At 62.4% G+C, this 18,064-nt stretch carries 11 protein-coding genes; 7 read left to right on the forward strand and 4 right to left on the reverse strand.

What is annotated here, in order from left to right; genetic code table 11:
- Nucleotides 1-9: 9 nt before the first annotated feature.
- Nucleotides 10-3,321: a DUF4114 domain-containing protein gene (locus OU694_RS11215; RefSeq protein ID WP_308911097.1), complete on the forward strand. Its 3,312-nt coding sequence runs from the start codon at nt 10-12 to the stop codon at nt 3,319-3,321.
- Between the two features lie 58 nt (nt 3,322-3,379).
- Here the strand turns inward: OU694_RS11215 and OU694_RS11220 are convergent, their stop codons facing one another.
- Together OU694_RS11220 and OU694_RS11225 are read right to left on the reverse strand one after the other, a co-directional pair.
- Nucleotides 3,380-4,132 (reverse strand): alpha/beta fold hydrolase, encoded by a 753-nt coding sequence (locus OU694_RS11220; RefSeq protein WP_308911098.1) that lies wholly within the window; start codon nt 4,130-4,132, stop codon nt 3,380-3,382.
- A gap of 66 nt (nt 4,133-4,198) precedes the next feature.
- Nucleotides 4,199-4,573 carry a hypothetical protein gene (locus OU694_RS11225; RefSeq protein WP_308911099.1) on the reverse strand — a complete coding sequence of 125 codons (375 nt, stop codon included), beginning with the start codon at nt 4,571-4,573 and terminating at the stop codon, nt 4,199-4,201.
- 198 nt (nt 4,574-4,771) lie between these two features.
- Between OU694_RS11225 and thrS the strand changes: the two genes are divergently transcribed.
- The 5 genes from thrS (at nt 4,772) to OU694_RS11250 (ending at nt 9,890) form a co-directional block, all read left to right on the forward strand.
- Nucleotides 4,772-6,751, forward strand: coding sequence for a threonine--tRNA ligase (thrS, locus tag OU694_RS11230; RefSeq protein WP_308911100.1), 1,980 nt, complete (start codon nt 4,772-4,774; stop codon nt 6,749-6,751).
- Between the two features lie 133 nt (nt 6,752-6,884).
- Entirely contained in the window at nt 6,885-7,406 is a 522-nt protein-coding gene (infC, locus tag OU694_RS11235) for a translation initiation factor IF-3 (protein ID WP_308911101.1), read from the forward strand.
- A 122-nt stretch (nt 7,407-7,528) separates the two neighbouring features.
- On the forward strand, nt 7,529-8,020 hold the full coding sequence (locus OU694_RS11240; protein ID WP_308911102.1) for a hypothetical protein: 492 nt from the start codon (nt 7,529-7,531) through the stop codon (nt 8,018-8,020).
- Between the two features lie 2 nt (nt 8,021-8,022).
- The gene (locus OU694_RS11245) at nt 8,023-8,931 is read left to right on the forward strand and encodes a LysR family transcriptional regulator (protein ID WP_308911103.1); all 909 of its coding nucleotides are present in this window, start codon (nt 8,023-8,025) and stop codon (nt 8,929-8,931) included.
- 110 nt (nt 8,932-9,041) lie between these two features.
- Complete coding sequence (locus OU694_RS11250; RefSeq protein WP_308911104.1) at nt 9,042-9,890, forward strand: pirin family protein; 849 nt, start codon at nt 9,042-9,044, stop codon at nt 9,888-9,890.
- A gap of 74 nt (nt 9,891-9,964) precedes the next feature.
- Here OU694_RS11250 and OU694_RS11255 read toward each other — a convergent pair whose 3' ends face one another.
- Nucleotides 9,965-14,779 (reverse strand): NAD-glutamate dehydrogenase, encoded by a 4,815-nt coding sequence (locus tag OU694_RS11255; RefSeq protein WP_308911105.1) that lies wholly within the window; start codon nt 14,777-14,779, stop codon nt 9,965-9,967.
- 55 nt (nt 14,780-14,834) lie between these two features.
- On the reverse strand, nt 14,835-16,055 hold the full coding sequence (locus tag OU694_RS11260) for a PAS domain-containing protein (RefSeq protein WP_308911106.1): 1,221 nt from the start codon (nt 16,053-16,055) through the stop codon (nt 14,835-14,837).
- Between the two features lie 209 nt (nt 16,056-16,264).
- Between OU694_RS11260 and OU694_RS11265 the strand changes: the two genes are divergently transcribed.
- Complete coding sequence (locus tag OU694_RS11265; RefSeq protein ID WP_308911107.1) at nt 16,265-18,052, forward strand: AMP-dependent synthetase/ligase; 1,788 nt, start codon at nt 16,265-16,267, stop codon at nt 18,050-18,052.
- The last annotated feature ends 12 nt before the right edge of the window (nt 18,053-18,064 follow it).

An 18,064-nucleotide genomic window follows, 5' to 3' on the forward strand; every position in this document is an offset into this window, starting at 1 on the left:
ATAAGTGCCGTGACCGATCGTAGCGAAACCACGAAATCGAACACCCCGTCGGCTGACGAGGAACTGGCGCTGTCGACGCCGGTGACCAGCAACCCGGACGACGAGGCCCTGCTGACCGGCGGGACCGACTTCGAAGTGTCGGAGGACGCGGTTTCGCCCAACCTGCACACTGGCACCGGTAGTGCAGGCGAGGCAACACAGGCGGGCACGGATGGCGCCGGCGATGGCTATAACGCTTCCGGCTATACTGGAAACGATCCCGTTGCAGAGGCTTCGGGGGAGGATGCAGCATCGGATAGGACGGCGATTGCGACGGAAAGCCACGACGGGATTTACGAAGACGGCGAGGCAGAAGGCAGCAGTGCTGTTGCCGCGCCGGCCCATGATTCCGTGGAAGTGCTGCAGCAGAATGCCGGCAGCACGGATGCCAGCAGCCCGATCAATGCGCGGTCGGCCGACACCTTCACCATTCAGGAACCCGTAAACAGCCAGAGCGACGCGCCGGTTGATGAGGTCGAGCCCGAGCCTGAACCGCAGCCGGAGGAGCCGGTTGACGAAGTCGAGCCTGAGCCTGAGCCGCAGCCGGAAGAGCCGGTTGATGAGGTCGAGCCTGAGCCTGAGCCGCAGCCCGAGGAGCCGGTTGATGAGGTCGAGCCTGAGCCTGAGCCGCAGCCCGAGGAGCCGGTTGATGAGGTCGAGCCTGAGCCCGAGCCGCAGCCTGAGGAACCGGTTGATGAGGTCGAGCCTGAGCCCGAGCCGCAGCCTGAGGAACCGGTTGACGAGGTTGAGCCTGAGCCTGAGCCGCAGCCGGAAGAGCCGGTTGATGAGGTTGAGCCTGAGCCTGAGCCGCAGCCGGAGGAGCCGGTTGACGAGGTCGAGCCTGAGCCTGAGCCGCAGCCCGAGGAGCCGGTTGATGAGGTCGAGCCTGAGCCCGAGCCGCAGCCCGAGGAACCGGTTGACGAGGTTGAGCCGGAACCCGAGCCGCAGCCGGAAGAGCCGGTCGATGAGGTTGAGCCTGAGCCTGAACCGCAGCCGGAGGAGCCGGTTGACGAGGTAACCCCGCCGGCACCTGCAGAACCGCGCGACCTTGGCACCGTGACGGCCGACAACGCCAATTCACTGCCGGGCATCAAGGTCTATACCGTCAATCTCGATAACGAGGTCGGGACGGTCGACAAGGTGAATGGCGGCATGGGCGTTGACGAACCCGACGACCGTATCGGCCAGATCGAGTTCGATCCCGAGACCGGCAAGTCCGAGCAACTGGTGATCGAACTTGATGAAGACGCCACGGAAATGACCTGGTCGGTGGACCGGCTTTATATCAACGAAGACCGCGACGGCTACAAGGGCACGGACGAAACCGGTCGCTACGAACTGTTCAACGATGGCGTGAAGGTCGGTGAAGGCGATTTCGTTGCCAACCAGGGCGGTGACAACGGCACCTATACGATCAGCCATGAAGGCGGATTCGACAAGGTTGTCTTCTCGGCCCGCGATTTCACGAACGGCGCCCAGACGAGCGAGGACGCGGACGAGGACGGTCTCGCCGACGATGGCAGCTTCGATAATGTCGACAAGAACGACAAGACCTTGACCCTTGGTGAAGGTCGCACCGACAGCACCGACTATGTGGTCACGAGCGTCAACTTCAAGACGACGCTGGAACAGCAGCCTGCAGAGGAAGAGCCGGCGGCGGAAGACTCGCCTGTCGTACCGGTGGACCCTGAGCCGGAGGCCCCGGTTGAGGATGTCGTGCCGGAAGAACCCGTCGAGGAAGAACCGGCAGAAGAACAGCCGGTGGACGAGCAGCCTGTAGAAGAAGAGCCTGTGGCGGAAGAAGAACCTGCCGAGGAAGAGCCCGTTGCCGAGGAACCGGTTGAAGAAGAACCGGTAGCTGAGGATACGCCCGATGCCGGCGCTGTAGTGGCGCCTGAGCCCGAACCGGAGCCCGAAGCCCCGGCACCCGAGCCTGTTACCGTGAAGCTCACCTTCATGGGCGAAGATGCCGGTTATCATAGCTCGGTCGGTGTTTACCGCGTGGGTGAAGACGGCAATATCAACGATGTGCAGATCGTGTTCCGCGATGCCTCGAACGGCGCCTCCGGCATGAAAGCTGGCGAAACCTCGGCCACCTTCAACAATTATGTGGAAGGCGACAAGGTTGGCGTCTTCATCGTCGCCGACGGCTGGCACCAGAACGGCGGCTATTCGAACCTGCCCGCGGGCGGCAGCTATTCCTTCGTGAACGGCTCTGGCGAACAGGCAAGCGCGAGCGACCCGAGCGTGAAGCTCGTCTACACCGCACCCTCGGGCCAAACCTACAATATCAAGGGCGACGTGTTCCATGCTGGCAACGATGCCGCTGACCTGAACCCCGACAATATCAACCACACCCAGATTGCGCCCTCGGAAGAAGGCGATGCCGTCACCATCAACTTTGAAGACCTGAAAGGCGGCGGCGACAAGGACTTCAACGACATGTCGCTGGCGGTCGAGGTCAAGGGCGGTTCAGTCGAGGTCGGCGGTACGGAAATCACCGATCCCGACGCGGTGGCAGTGGAAGAGCCCGCTGCCCCGGCTGAAGAACCCGTCGTTGCGCCGGTCGCGGATGAAGCACCGGCGGAAGAGCCGGTTGTCGACCCCGAAGCTGCGGACGATGGCAATAATGGCCATGGCAACGATGCGGACGGCCATGACGAAAGCAACCCCGGCCAAGGCAAGGGTCAGAACAAGGGCGATGACGACCACGACAATGGCCACGGCAACGATGCAGATGGTCATGACGAAAGTAACCCTGGCCAAGGCCATGGTGGCCCGAACGCAGATCAGCCGGAAGCAGGCGATTCCGAAGCTCCCGTCATTCAGGGCACCGACAATCAGGACATGCTGGTTGGCGGTAACGAGGCCGAGGAAATCCATGGTGCCGGCGGCGGCGACATGATCCTTGGCGGTGGCGGTAATGACACCGTCCACGGCGAGGACGGCGCCGACCATCTGAACGGCGATGCCGGCGACGATGTGATCGTGGGCGGTGAAGGTGCCGACATGCTGAACGGTGGCGATGGCAGCGATCTTCTCTTCGCGGGCGACGGCGACTATGTCTCCGGCGGCACGGGCGAGGGCTGGGTCGACACGCTGGATGTATCGGGTGTTGAGGGCGCGGGCGGCAGTGCCGACTGGACGTTGAACCTGACAAGCGGTTCGGTGGTCGAGCAGGGCGCCGACTATGTCACCCTCACGCAGGATTCTTCGGGCCATCTGACGACGGCAGATGGCAGCGAGATCGAGTTCGAGGGTATCGAACGCATCAACGGCTGATCGTTTTCAGATCGGTGAAAGGCGCCGGCTCCTGAAGGGTTCCGGCGCCTTTTTCTTATCAGCGCAGGCTGTCCGCCAGCTCGCGGGTGACGCGGATCAGACGCTTCAGGTCGCGGTCGGTTGAAAGCCTGTGGTCGCCTTCGGGCACAAGGGTGATTTCCACGTCGCCGCCCCGGATCGCCTTTGCGATTTCAAGCGTACCGGCCCACGGCACATCGGGGTCTGCCGTTCCCTGGATGAGGCGCACGGGAATATCGAGATGGAGGGGCGAAGCCATCACTCGCTCGCGCCAGCCATCCTCAAACAGGGCCCGGGTCAGGCGGTAGGGCGTGTCGCCATACTCAGTCGGTACATCCACGAAGCCTTGTTCGGTAATCGCCTGTCGCTGTGCGGACGTCAGGCTTGCCCACATGCGGGGGGTGAAATCGGGGGCGGCCGCCACGCCCACCAAGCCGCGCACCCGGCCGGGCCGGGCGCGTGCCAGCTTCAGGGCGATCCAGCCGCCCATTGAGGACCCGACCAGCACCTGCGGGCCTTCGGTGAGTGTGTCGAGTGCGGCGAGCGCGTCGCGGACCCAAAGGCCGATGGTGCCATCGGCAAAGGCGCCGTCCGACTGGCCGTGGCCCTGATAATCGAACCGCAGAAAGGCGCGGCCCTCCGCCTTCGCCCAGGCTTCCAGAGCCAGCGCTTTGGAGCCTTCCATGTCGCTCATGAAGCCGCCAAGGAACACGATGCCGGGCCCGGCCCCCTGCGTGCGGTGATAGGCAAGGCGGGTGCCGTGGCGGGTTGTCAGAAAGGATGGTTCGGTCACGGGGCTGTCTCCTGTCGCGGGAAGGAGCCCCAGACTAGCCGATCATCGCATTGGTTCAAGCCGGGATCAGCCGGTGAGCCGGGCGCCGATCAGCGTGACACCGGCGGTGATCACCAGAAGGGCCGATACCAGTACAAGCGCCATGCCGGCGGCACGGGTTTCGCGCGGGGCGCGCAGGGTCAGTTGCGGCATATGATCGGCAAGGGAATCGCAGGTCTCCGCCCCGATCACCAGAAGCTTGCCGGGATGGCCGGGAATACAGCCAAGCTCCATCCAGCCATCGCCGTAACTGCCATCCCGGAGGTAGATTTGCGCTGCCGGCACATGCAGCGCCGGGCGGCCACTGATGGCCACAAGTGCCTCGCCGCGGTCATCGACGCTCAGGACAGCGTCAAGCCCTTCATCTGCATCGTCATCGAAGTAACGCACACTCCATTTCATCTCACCGACCCCCCTCGGTTGTGTATTCACTATTTAAGGTGAATCCGGCCGATTTCTCAAGGGGGATGCAACGCCCTTTCAAACCCGCCTGAAAGCGGCCCGAAGCGCAGGCATTTCTTGACTTCGGCCCGGGCTGAGGCTACCTCGCCAATGCGAGTTTCTCGCACACCACAATTCGAAAGGATGGAAAGAGCTGCCATGAGCCAGCAAGCAAGCATGTCGAACCCGGTCAATCTGCGCCTTCCGGACGGTAACGTCCGTACCTATACCGGCGCGGTGACTGGTGAGACCTTGGCTGGCGATATCGGGCCGGGCCTCCTCAAAGCTGCTCTTGCCATTAAGGTAAACGGCGAGCTCTGGGACCTGCGCCGCCCGATCGAGGCAGACGCCGACGTCGCCATTGTCACGCGCAAGGACGAGGAAGGCCTTGAGCTTCTGCGTCACGATGCCGCCCATATCATGGCCGAAGCCGTGCAGGAGCTTTTCCCCGGCACGCAGGTCACGATCGGCCCCGTGATCGAGGACGGTTTCTTCTATGATTTCGCGCGCGACAAGCCCTTCACCGAGGACGACCTCGCGGTGATCGAGGCGAAGATGCATGACATCGTCAAGCGCGACGAAGACATCATCCGCGAAGTCTGGGACCGCAATGAGGCCATCGCCTACTTCAAAAAGATCGGCGAGCATTACAAGGCAGAGATCATTTCCGACCTGCCGGAGAACGAGGTTGTCACGGTATATCGTCAGGGCGAATGGCTTGACCTTTGCCGCGGGCCCCACCTGCCGTCGACCGGCAAGCTCGGTGACGCCTTCAAGCTGATGAAGGTGGCCGGTGCCTATTGGCGCGGCGATCACCGGAATGCCATGCTGACGCGCATCTATGGCACCTGCTGGCGCGACAAGAAGGAGCTGCAGGCTCACCTGACGCGCCTTGAGGAAGCCGCGAAGCGCGATCACCGCCGCCTTGGCCGCGAGATGGACCTCTTCCACCTGCAGGAAGAGGCGCAGGGCTCGGTCTTCTGGCATCCGGCGGGCTATACCGTCTGGCTGCAGCTGGAAAACTATATCCGCCGCCGCCTGAAGGGTGCCGGTTATCAGGAAGTGAAAACGCCGCAGCTGCTGGACAGCAAGTTCTGGGAACAGTCGGGTCACTGGTCCAAGTTCCGCGAAAACATGTTCGTGGTCCCGGATGAAGTGCCCTCGACGGACGAGGACGCACCTGTCCTTTCCGGCAAGGCCAAGCTGATGGCGCTGAAGCCCATGAACTGCCCGGCGCACGTTCAGGTGTTCAAGCAGGGGATCAAGTCTTACCGCGACCTGCCGATCCGCCTTGCCGAGTTCGGCTGCTGTCACCGGAACGAAGCGCACGGCGCGCTGCACGGCCTGATGCGGGTTCGTCAGATGACGCAGGACGATGCCCACATCTTCTGCCGCGAGGACCAGATCACCTCGGAGAGCATCGCCTTCTGCGAGCTTCTGTCGTCGGTGTATCAGGATCTCGGCTTCCCCGAGTTCAAGGTGAAGCTGGCCACGCGCCCCGAACTGCGCGCCGGCGAGGATGACGTGTGGGACCGCGCCGAAGCCGGCCTTGCGGCTGCCCTTGATGCGGCGGGCATTCCGTTCGAGATCGCACCGGGCGATGGTGCTTTCTACGGGCCGAAGCTCGAGTTCCACCTGTCGGATGCCATCGGGCGGACGTGGCAGTGCGGTACCCTGCAGCTCGATTTCGTGCTGCCGGAACGCCTTGACGCATCCTATATCGGCGAAGACGGCGCCAAGCACCGCCCGGTGATGCTCCACCGTGCGATCCTTGGCACGCTGGAGCGCTTCATCGGCATCATGATCGAGCATTATGCCGGCAGGCTGCCGGTGTGGCTGGCACCGACACAAGTCGTCGTGGCACCGATCACCTCGGACGCCGATACCTATGCCCAAGAAGTGGCTAAGGCGCTTGAAGACGCCGGCCTGCGCGCCAAGGCTGACCTCAGGAACGAGAAGATCAATTACAAGGTCCGCGAACACAGCCATGCCAAGGTGCCGGTGATCCTCGCTGTCGGTGGCCGCGAGGCGGAAGCCCGTACCGTCAGCATCCGCCGGCTCGGGTCCAATGACCAGACCGTGGCGGGACTTGAAGAGACCGTTGCAGCCCTGAAAGCCGAGGGTATGCCCCCGGCATGACGCGGTAGGGCTGGTTGATTCTAGCCCCTCGCTTTCAACGCTTTATGACGCTATAGTGACCGCCGCCGGAGCGACCCTCCGGCGGCAAATGTCGAAACAGAAATGAAGGAGAGCCGACATACGTAAGGGAAATATGGCGGGCCCCACCAAATCGGATGGGCCACGCATCAACGATCAGATCCGGGAACGCGAAGTCCGTCTGATCGGCGCTGAAGGTGAGAATCACGGTGTAGTCTCGATCCAGAAGGCGCTGGAAATCGCCGCTGATTCGGGTCTGGACCTTGTTGAAATTTCCCCGAATGCCGAACCCCCGGTATGCAAGGTTCTCGATTACGGCAAATTCAAATACGAGCAGCAGAAGAAAGCCAATGCTGCCCGCAAGAATCAACGGACGCAGGAGGTCAAGGAGATCAAGATGCGCCCGGGGATCGATACCCATGACTATGACGTCAAGATGAAGAAGATCCGTGAATTCATCGAAGAGGGCGACAAGGTCAAGGTGACGATCCGTTTCCGCGGACGCGAAGTGGCGCACCAGGATCTCGGCATGGCCGTCCTTGAGCGCGTCGTGACCGAGATGGAGGAAGACGCCAAGATCGAGGCACGCCCGAAGATGGAAGGCCGCCAGATGATCATGGTCATCGCGCCCAAATAACTTCCAGTTGCGGGCATTGCCCCACTTCTGAAACAATGGCCCTGTCGAAACCGGCGGGGCCGTTTCTTTTTTATTCAGTTTCTTTCAGTAAATTGCAGGCAGGACCCCCAAGGAGAAGGCTGATGATCCTTCGCATGGGAAGCGAACGTCTGGACCTGCCGGCGGAAATTGGCCGCATGCACGGGATACCGCGCCGCGTCTATGAACACTGGTGCCGGGTGGCTGCCCTTGAGGACGGCATTCCGACGCTCGCGGCCTTTCATATGAAAGCCGTGGCCTATGCCGATCCCTATATCTGCCTTGTCGGCGTGGAGGAAGACCCGCGCCGATACCGCATGCTGCGCGTGGGCGAAGACCTGATCAGCCATTACGGCGCCGATTTCACCGACAAGTGCCTTGATGAACTGAATGTGCGCAATATCGATGCGATCATCGAGCTTGATAACGACATTGTTGCCACCCGTACACCTATCGCGGCCCTTGTCACCATCGGGCTTCTCGGTATTCCGATCATCCGGCTGAATGGTATCGGCGTTCCACTCGTGGACGAAACGGGACGCATATCCCATATTGTGTCCTGCACCACCCGCGAAATGTTCGGCTTCGGAGTCTGACCTTGCTTGATATCACCGCCATTGCCACCTTTTGCCGCGCTGTTGAGGCCGGCAACCTGACCGAAGCCGCCAAGGCGCTGCATATCACCAAATCGGTGGCCAGCCGTCGTATCCAGGCGCTGGAAGAAGAGCTTGGCGTGCGGCTCCTGAAGCGCTCCACCCGCGGCGTGACGCCCACGGAAGAAGGCACGGCGGTTTACGAGCGCGGGGTGCGGATCATATCTGATCTTGATGACCTTAAAACCGAGGCCGGCTGTGCGCGGCAGCATCTGACGGGCAATATCCGCATGACGGCCCCCAAATCCTTCGGCGAAACCGTGCTGATGGATCCGATCGCCGCTTTCATGCAGGCCAACCCGGGCGTGACGTTCGAACTTGATCTCTCGGACGAGCGGGTGGATGTCACCGGCGGCGGTTACGATCTTGCGCTTCGCATCGCCGCGTCGCTCGATGACAGCGCGCTGATCGCCCGCCGTATCTTGCCGCTCGAATCGCTTGTTGTCGCAAGCCCCGAGTATCTCGAGCGTCGCGGCACGCCGCAGGTGCCGGAAGACCTGAAGGCGCATGACTGCATCTTCTACCGCAATGTGACAGCGAGCGAGCAATGGCGTTTCGATGGCGCCCACGGCCCCATGTCGGTGAAGGTGAACGGACCGCTCATCACCAATTCGGGGGTTGCGCAGGCCCGCGCCGCCATCGCCGGGCTCGGGATTGCCATCCTGCCGCGGTTCTTTGTGCATCAGGCCCTTTGCGACGGGCGGCTGGTGCCCATCCTTGGCGACTGGTTCCGGCGCCCCATGGCGCTTTATGCCCTGTATCCCGAAAAGCGGCTGATGCCGATCAAGGTCGGGGCTTTTGTCGATTTCCTCGCGGACTGGTTCACCGATCCGGATCACCGCAAGGGTCTTTAACGTTTGTCGTTGCACTAATTGCAACGCGACTGTTCGAAGTGGATGGCTAGCGGCGCGCGCACGGCAAGCATATCTTTCGGTCATGACCTGACGGGAAAGGAACCCAGTCCATGACATATCGCCAAATTGCGGGGCTTCTCCCCGCCCAATCGATGGCCGAAGGCGCCGACGCCCGGGTCCATCGCACCATCGGGACGCGCGCACTGAGTGTGCTGGATCCCTTCCTGCTGCTTGATGAGTTCGAGCTTGCCGATACCGCCGCCGGTTTCCCCGATCACCCGCACCGGGGTTTTGAAACCGTGACCTATATGTTCGAGGGCGAGATCGAGCACCGCGATGCCGTTGGCCATCGCGGCGTGATCGGCCCCGGCGACACCCAGTGGATGACCGCCGGGCGCGGCATCGTGCACAGTGAAAAGCCGGTCAAGGGCAAAGGCACCATTCGCGGCCTGCAGCTTTGGGTGAACCTGCCCTCCGCCGACAAGATGATCTGCCCGAAATACCGCGATGCCCGCGCGGCCGATGTGCCGGTGGTGACGGGGGAAGGCTATAGCGCACGACTGATCGCCGGGTTGCTTGGCGGGGCCCGCGGCCCTATCGGCGACATCACCGTGGCGCCTCTTTACGCCATCGTCACGCTGACGGGCGGCAAGGCAATGCTCGATGTGCCGGAGGGCCACACGGCCTTCCTCTATGGCATCAAGGGCAAGGCGCAGCTCGTAAACGGCTATGTGCCGCCGCGGCATCTGGCGGTGCTGACCGACGGTCAAGGCTTTGCCGTGGAAGGCGAGGCGGGGACCGAATTCCTGCTGGTGGCCGCTGCCCCGATCAAGGAGCCGGTCGCCCGTTACGGCCCGTTCGTGATGAACACGGAAGACGAAATCCGCGAAACGCTGAATGAATGGCATAGCGGCATGTTCGTCAAAAATATGCGCGCCGATTTCCACAAAAGCGCGTGAGATATCACTCCGACAGCAGGGCACAAGAAAAAGGGCCGGTAAAAACCGGCCCTTTTGCGTTTCCGTGCTGTGCCTCAGCGCAGGATCGAGCGCAGGTGACGCGCTGCGAAGCTCAGCTTCGAGACCGAGAGCGCGCCTGAGGTTTTCAGGTCGTCCACAAGGCGCGTCGCCCGGATGATGCGGGTCTGCTCGTCTTTCAGCCAGTCACGGGTGGCAACTGCCGCCGTCTTCTTGTCGGCGCCGGTGCAAACCGCGAGCGCAAGGCTGCGCTGCTGGTCCGACAGGTCTTCGAGAAGTGAGCGGACAGCGAGCACATCCCAGTGATCGTGCGTCTGGATACGTTCGGCGCGCTGGCGCAGCCAGTCGAACCCGAGCGCATCGCCAAGGGCGAAATGCACCTCGGCCGCATAGTCGATCTTTTTGCCGGAATCCTCGGCCACCGCAATGATGTCGGGGCCATCACGCAGCACCTCGAAGCCCGCCACGAAGGTGGCAAGGTCGTGGCCCACGCCCTCGGCCTTGAAGGCGTCGCGGCGATGGACGAAGGTTTCGCGCACAGGGGCGGAAAGGATGTCGGCCGAGATATCGAACAGGTCCCGGACCTGGCCCTTGTAACGGCCGATCAGCGCTTTCACGTCGAACGGCTGGGGCAGGTTGCGCAGCATCCACAGGACCTGCGACTTCAGGCTGTCGGACACCGACTGGTGCATGTCATACTGCAGGCGCGCTGGGACATGGTAATCAAGCGCATTGATTGCCTGCCAGTGCGACTTCAGTTCGAACACCTCGCGCACCACCACAAAGGCAGCGACGATATCTTCGACCGCGAGCCCGGTTTCTTCCTTGATCTCATAGACAAAGGTGAGGCCGGCCCAGTTCACCACTTCGTTCGCGAGAACGGTGGAGACAAGCTCGCGCTTCAGGCGGTGGGCCTTCAGCTCGTCGGCGAAGCGCTCGCGCAGTACCGGCGGGAAGCCCCATTCGAGTTCCGGTGTCAGCACAGGATCATCGATCAGATGGCCTTTGATCAGGACGTCCGACAGCGACATTTTCGCGTAGGACATGAGGATCGCAAGCTCCGGCCGGGTCAGGCCGCGGTCGTTGGCGGCAAGCTCGGCGAAACCTTCGTCCGAAGGCAGGCCTTCGATCTCGCGGTTCAGCGTGCCATCGCGTTCGAGCGTGCGGATCAGGCCCAGATGATATTCGCGTGCCTTGGTCGCCTGCGCTTCGGCAAGCGAAATCGCCTGCGTCTGCAGATAGTTGTCCGAAAGCACGATGGCGGCCACATCGTCCGTCATGGCAGCGAGAAGAGCGTCGCGGTCTTCCCGTTTCAGCGTGCCGCGCGAGATGGCTTCGGTGAGGAGGATCTTGATATTGACCTCCTTGTCCGAGCAATCCACACCGGCCGAGTTATCGACAAAGTCGGTGTTGCCACGACCGCCGCGGCGACCCCACTCGATGCGGGCGCGCTGGGTCATGCCGAGGTTGCCGCCTTCGCCGACGACCTTGGCTTTCAGTTCCTTGGCCGTCACCCGCACCGCATCGTTGGCGCGGTCGCCGACCTGGGCGTCGCTTTCATCCGACGCGCGGACATAGGTGCCGATACCGCCGAACCACAGCAGATCAACTTCCGCCTTCAGGATGGCGTTGATGAGCGCGTTCGGCGTCAGGCTTTCGGCGTCGGTCTTCAGCCAGTCGCGCACTTCGGCGGAAAGCGGGATCGATTTGGCCGAGCGGGCAAAGATGCCGCCGCCTTTGCTGATCAGCTTCTTGTCATAGTCTTCCCAGGTCGAGCGCGGCAGGTCGAACATGCGCTTGCGCTCGTTCCACTGTGCGGCGCTGTCGCCGGGCGTGGGATCAAGGAAGATATGCATATGGTTGAAGGCAGCCTTCAGGTGCAGCGTCTTCGAGAGAAGCAGGCCGTTGCCGAACACGTCGCCAGCCATGTCGCCGATACCGACGACGCTGAAAGCGTCATGCTGGGTGTTAATCCCCATTTCGCGGAAGTGGCGCTGGACGCTTACCCAGCCGCCGCGTGCGGTGATGCCCATCTTCTTGTGGTCATAGCCCGCCGAACCGCCCGATGCGAAGGCATCATCCAGCCAGAAATTATGGCCGGTCGAAATGCTGTTCGCGATATCGGAGAAGGTGGCCGTACCCTTGTCGGCGGCAACCACCAGATAGGGGTCGTCGCTGTCGCGGCGCACCGTATCCTTCGGCGGCACCACCTCGTTCAGCACAAGGTTATCGGTGACCGAAAGAAGGCTTGAAATGAAGCTCCGGTAGCATTTCACGCCCTCGGCGAACCAGGCGTCGCGGTCGGAAGCCGGCGGCAGCTGCTTCGGATAGAAGCCACCCTTCGCCCCTTGCGGCACGATCACGGCATTCTTCACCTGCTGGGCTTTCACAAGGCCCAGCACTTCGGTGCGGAAATCCTCGCGGCGGTCGGACCAGCGCAGGCCACCGCGTGCAACGGGGCCGGAGCGCAGGTGAACGCCTTCAACGCGCGGGCTATAGACCCAGATTTCGGCAAAGGGACGCGGCAGCGGTGCTTCCTTGACCTCGCGCGAGCGGATCTTGAAGGCGAGCGCGCGTTCGTCCGCCCCTTCGATCACACCCGGCTGGTAGAAGTTGGTGCGCATCGTGGCCTGCACGACATTGAGGTAAGCCGACAGGATACGGTCCTGATCGAGGCTCGATACCCCCTCAAGCGCCTTTTTCACGCTTTCCGTTGCCTTCTCGATCAGGGCCTTGCGGTCCTTTTCCTTGATGGCGGGGTCGAACTGGGCATGGAACAGCGTCAGGATATGGGCTGCCACGTCGGAATGTTCGACGATACAGTCGGCGATATAATCAGGCGTGTAGCCAAGACCGAGCTGACGCAGATATTTGCCATAAGCGCGCAGGATCACGATGTCGCGCCAGCCGAGGCCGGCGGCAAGCACCAGCCGGTTGAAGCCGTCGTTTTCCGCCGTACTGGCCCAGACGCGCAGGAACAGGCCCTCAATGAGCGGCCGGATCACATCCATCGGCGAGCCGATACCGCTCGCGCGTTCCAGCGTGAAATCATGGATATAGCCGCCGGCATGATCGGCAAGCTCGTAGCTATATTCGCCAAGCACGCGGAAACCCATATTTTCAAGGATCGGCATGCAGTTCGAAAGCGCGACAAGGCTGGTGCCGTGATAGAGCTTCAGCCGGTAGCGGTTTTCACCGTCGGCGAGATGGCGGTAGAAATCGACACGCAGGTCGTCCTTGCCGTCCACTTCCTCCAACTGGGTGATATCGAACGCCGCCTGGCCGGGGGCGAAGCTTTCGCGGTAGGCGGCCGTGAAACGGTCCTTGTACTTATGATGCAGGCGGTTGCCGGCTTCCTCGCCAAGGCGGGCGACAAGCTCGCTCGACAGGCGGTCTGTCCAGCCTTGGGCGGCTTCGGCAATCTGGCGGTTGATGGCGTCGGGGTCCGCCTTCGGCACGCTGCCGGGCTTGGTGCGGATGATGAAATGCCAGCGCGCGAGAGCCGATTCGGAGAGATTGGCGTAGTAAACCGAAATCTCGCCCTTGTAGGCGTCGCACAGGATCTGCTCGACCGCGGTCCTGAGGCCCGAGTGGTAGTTTTCACGCGGTACATAGACGATGGCTGATACGAACCGCTCGAACCGGTCGGGGCGGACGAAGGCACGCGGGCGCGGGCGCTCGGTCAGCTGCAGGATGCCGAGGGCGGTATCGAGAAGCCGGTCCTCGCCGATCTGGAACAGTTCGTCGCGCGGGAAGGTCTCGAGGATATGGTCGATCGACTTGGCGGCGTAGGAGCGTTCCTTGAACTGGGTGCGCTTCTTGACATTCGCGACCTTCTGGCGAAGGAGCGGCACATCGCGGGCAAATTCGCTGTAGGAAAGCGAGGTGAAAAGCCCGATGAAGCGGCGTTCGCCGACGGCGCGGCCCTCGGCGTTGAAAATCTTCACGCCGATATAATCGAGGTGCGAGGTGCGGTGCACGGTCGATTTCACGTTGGCCTTGGTGATGATCACCGGCTCGGGGCGCGACAGGAAGTGGCGGATTTCCGGCGACATCTGGGTCAGGCCGTCGCGGTCCCGAAGGACGTTCCGGTTGGCATCGCGCAGGATGCCAAGGCCGGAGCCGTCAACTTGCGTGAAATCGAAGGTATCTGCGTCGCCTTCGAAGCGATATTCGCGGAAACCGAGGAAGGTGAAATGGTCGGCTCCGAGCCAGCGCAGGAAGCGGATCGTTTCGTCCACCTGTTCCTGCGGCAGCGGCGGCGGGTTGACGGTGAGTGAGGCAACCGTCTCGTCGATCTTGGCGAGCATGCCCTTCCAGTCCACCACGCAGGCGCGGACGTCGCCAAGGATCGCGGTCAGCTGGGCATCGATTTCCTGCAGGGATTCCTTGTCCGACTGGGCATCGATTTCGATGAACATGTAACTTTCGCGGCGGGCATCGTCGCCCCCCACCTTCACGCGCTTGCCCTTGTCGTCGCGCACGATGCCGATGATCGGGTGGTGCATCATGTGGATGCGGTGGCGCATCGTCTGGCTGAGGCCGCCGGTGATTGAATCAACAAGGAACGGCATGTCGTCATTGATGATCTGGATGACCGTATGGCGCGTTTCCCAGCCGGCCTTTCCGCCGCGCGGGTTGGAAATCAGCACCGTCGGCTTGCCCGGCGTGCGCTTGGCGGAAGCCTCGTACATGCCGTGGGCGATGGCGAAAAGCGTTTCGCCCGGCCATGACAGAAGGTCGTCGGGCCCGGTGGCATAGAAGGCGTCGACGAATTCAAGGAAGTCGGCAAGCGTTTCGCCTGCCATGCGCTCATGGGCTAGCCGGCCAATGTCGGCAATCTTCTGCTGGCGCGGATCGGTGCTGGTCACGATTTCTGGTCCCCTGGTGCCGTCCTGGCGGCACGGCTCCATGATGTTTTTATGTTCAGGTAAAGGTCTGGCGGCGCAAGATTGCCGTCAGCTGGCTGGGGTCCGTCTTGGCAATGCCAAGCGGCTCTAACTCTCCGTCGTCGTTGCGGCGGGCGAGAAGGAGGCAAATGTCGTCGCCGGGCGGGGCCTCGGCGGCGAGGTCTTCAAGACGGCGGGCGGGCATGGCCGCCACCATCGACCGGATGCCGGAAAGCGGGTCGCGCATGGCACGTCCACCGCGTTTGCGGCGGCGGGAGCTGCGTTCTTCGCGCACACAGCCCTTGATGCCGCCCGGCATCTTGATCAGGAACTCGGGAAGGTCCTCTGCCCGCACGCCGTTCTTCACGGCATGGGCGAGGGCGGCGGCATATTCGGTGAGCCGCGTCTTGTCATAATTCTTGCCGAAAACGAGTTTCAGCACCGGCGTGAAGGGCGCGCGGGCCTGCGCCTTGATGCCAGCGTCGCCGAGAAGCGCTTCGAAGCTTGCAGGGTCGCTGTCGGCCTGTTCGTAAATCGCCAGTGCGCGGCCAAGGGCGGCATACAGGCTTTCGCGGCCGCCTTCATCCATCCTGACCACTTTTTTGGCAGCCGCCACGCCTTCGCCGACGGCCTCGGCAAGTGCGGGCGGCAGGGCTGCTTCAAGCCGGAAATCGGCAACCGGCATCGAGACGGCAACCGGCGCTTCGGCAGCCGGCGCCGGTGTTGCGGGTGTGTGGAATTCGGCGAGGCCTTCGGTGCTGTGGCGGCGGAAGGTTGCCACCACCATCAGGAACTGCACACCGTCGCCGTCCAGCGACAGCGGCAGCATGATGCCCCGGCTTTCAACCCGGTCTTCGGTGAATTCGAACTCGGCGGCCCGGAAAGCGGGCGACTCGGCCGACAGGAGCTGCACCAGTTCGTGCGCAAAGCCTTCGCCGATTTCGGAAAGGTCGTGGCCCTTGGCAACCGGATGATCGATCAGCACGGCGAAGCGTTCGCCGATCGCCCGCACGCGATACTGACCGGGAGTCGATACATCCAGAAGCAGGCAGTTTGCCTTGAAGGGGGAAAGGCCTTCTGCCGTCAGGTCGCGGAACAGGGGCATGTCGCGCCCGGCCCGCAGGCTGCGCCAGAATTCGAAAGCGGCCAGATGCAGGCGGCGTTCTTCGCCCACAGCATCCTTGTAGGTGAAGAAGTCGTCCTCTTCCCCCGCCGGTGTGGCGCCCTCAGATGATTCCCATTGGTCTTTATCGTCCATGGCCTTCAAACCATTTGACTTTCGCGGCCCGATGGCTGCGTCCAATGCCCTTGGTATGGCATTCCGGGATGCGCGGTGCAAGGACGATCGGGGATGCGGCCCAACTTTCATGTCCGGTGTTGCATCGCTGCCAAGGCTTGAAGGCGACCGGCTTTTACGCCACATAGGAACGAGAGGGGACCACAACAACAGATCATCGAGGGACGGGTATGGCGATCAAGCGCTTCGAAAGCCTCACGGCTATGTTTTTCGAGCAGGCGGCGGCGCGCGGGGATGCGCCGTTCCTGTATGCCAAAGAGGAAGGCCGCGGCTGGGTGCCGATGAGCTGGCGGCAGGTGGCGGGCGATGTGGCGCGGCTTGCCGATGTGCTGACAGGCCTTGGCATCCGCGCTGGCGACCGGGTCGTGCTCGTCAGCGAAAACCGGCCCGAATGGTTCGTCTCCGACCTTGCTATCATGGCGGCAGGCGCGATCAGCGTGCCGACCTACACGACCTATACCGAACGCGATTATCTGCACATTATCGAAAACAGCGGTGCCAGGGCGGCGATCGTGTCCACCAAGGCGCTGGCCCGCACATTCCTGAAGGCGGCGCACCAGTCGGATATCCTCACCCATGCCATCGTGATCGAGGAAGCCGGGATCGGCCAGAGCCTCAACTGCGAAGTCCATCGGTGGAACAAGGTGATGGCGAATGCCGAGCCCGACCTTGAAGCCCTGCAGGCCCGCGCTTCCACGATCACGCGCGATGATCTCGCCTGCCTGATTTACACAAGCGGCACGGGCGGCGCACCGAAGGGCGTGCAGCTTTCGCACGGGGCTATCCTTTCGAACTGCGAAGGGGCGGCGAAAGTGCTCGAGACCATCGGGCTTGAAAACAATGCCTTCCTGTCGTTCCTGCCGCTTTCCCACGCTTACGAACATACCGCAGGCCAGTTCCTGCCGGTCGCTACAGGTGCGGAAATCTGGTACGCCGAAGGACTTGAAAAGCTTGCCGCAAACCTTGAGGAAGCCAAGCCTACCGTGATGGTCGTGGTGCCGCGCCTGTTTGAGCTTCTTCGTGCGCGCCTGATGCGCGCGATTGAAAAGGAAGGCGGGCTCAAGGCCAAGCTTTTCGACAAGGCGCTGGAGCTTGGCCTCAAGCGCAAACGCGATGGCCAGCCGCTGTCGCTTGTCGAGAAAGTCATCGACAAGGGGCTCGATCTCACCGTTCGCAAGAAGGTGCGTGAACGTTTTGGCGGGCGCCTGAAGGCGCTTGTTTCGGGCGGCGCGCCGCTTTCGCCTGACGTCGGTTATTTCTTTGCAGCCTTTGACCTGCCGCTTCTTCAGGGGTACGGCCAAACCGAGGCGGCGCCTGTCATTTCGGTCAATCCGCCGGCTGCCCCGCGCATGCATACTGTCGGCAAGATTCTCGACGGCGTCGAGGTGAAGATTGCCGACGACGGCGAGATCTGCGTGCGCGGCGAGCTTGTCATGAAGGGCTATTGGAACGACGAGAAGGCGACGAACGCCGTGATCATCGATGGCTGGCTGCATACTGGCGATATCGGGCGGCTGGATGAGGACGGCTATCTCGAGATCACCGACCGCAAGAAGGACATCATCGTCAACGACAAGGGCGATAATGTGAGCCCGCAGAAGATTGAAGGCATGCTGGCGCTTGAGGATGAAATCGCCCAGGCGATGATCTTTGGCGACCGCCGGCCGCATCTTGTGGGGCTGATCGTGCCGGATGCCGAATGGGCCCGCGAATGGGCGGCCAAGCATGGCAAGGGCAGCGATATGGAGGCCCTGAAGGCCGATCCCGATTTCCGCAAGGCGGTGGATGCGGCGGTGGCGCGGGTCAATATGCGGCTCTCGAATGTCGAGAAAGTGCGCAAGTTCGCCTTCGCCGACGAGGCTTTCTCGGTCGAGAATGAACAAATGACGCCGACCCTGAAGGTGCGGCGCCATATTGTTTCGAAAGCCTACAAGGAGCGGCTGGAGGCCCTTTACTGACGGCAAGGGCCT

Origin of the sequence: Pseudokordiimonas caeni, from assembly GCF_026719705.1 — a bacterium.
Lineage (GTDB): Bacteria > Pseudomonadota > Alphaproteobacteria > Sphingomonadales > Kordiimonadaceae > Gimibacter > Gimibacter caeni.

Bases quoted from the DNA above. Each gene is read 5' to 3' on its own strand.
- OU694_RS11225 (WP_308911099.1), bottom strand. From the start codon at position 4,573: ATGAAATGGAGTGTGCGTTACTTCGATGACGATGCAGATGAAGGGCTT.
- thrS (WP_308911100.1), top strand. From the start codon at position 4,772: ATGAGCCAGCAAGCAAGCATGTCGAACCCGGTCAATCTGCGCCTTCCG.
- infC (WP_308911101.1), top strand. From the start codon at position 6,885: ATGGCGGGCCCCACCAAATCGGATGGGCCACGCATCAACGATCAGATC.
- OU694_RS11240 (WP_308911102.1), top strand. From the start codon at position 7,529: ATGATCCTTCGCATGGGAAGCGAACGTCTGGACCTGCCGGCGGAAATT.
- OU694_RS11250 (WP_308911104.1), top strand. From the start codon at position 9,042: ATGACATATCGCCAAATTGCGGGGCTTCTCCCCGCCCAATCGATGGCC.
- OU694_RS11260 (WP_308911106.1), bottom strand. From the start codon at position 16,055: ATGGACGATAAAGACCAATGGGAATCATCTGAGGGCGCCACACCGGCG.
- OU694_RS11265 (WP_308911107.1), top strand. From the start codon at position 16,265: ATGGCGATCAAGCGCTTCGAAAGCCTCACGGCTATGTTTTTCGAGCAG.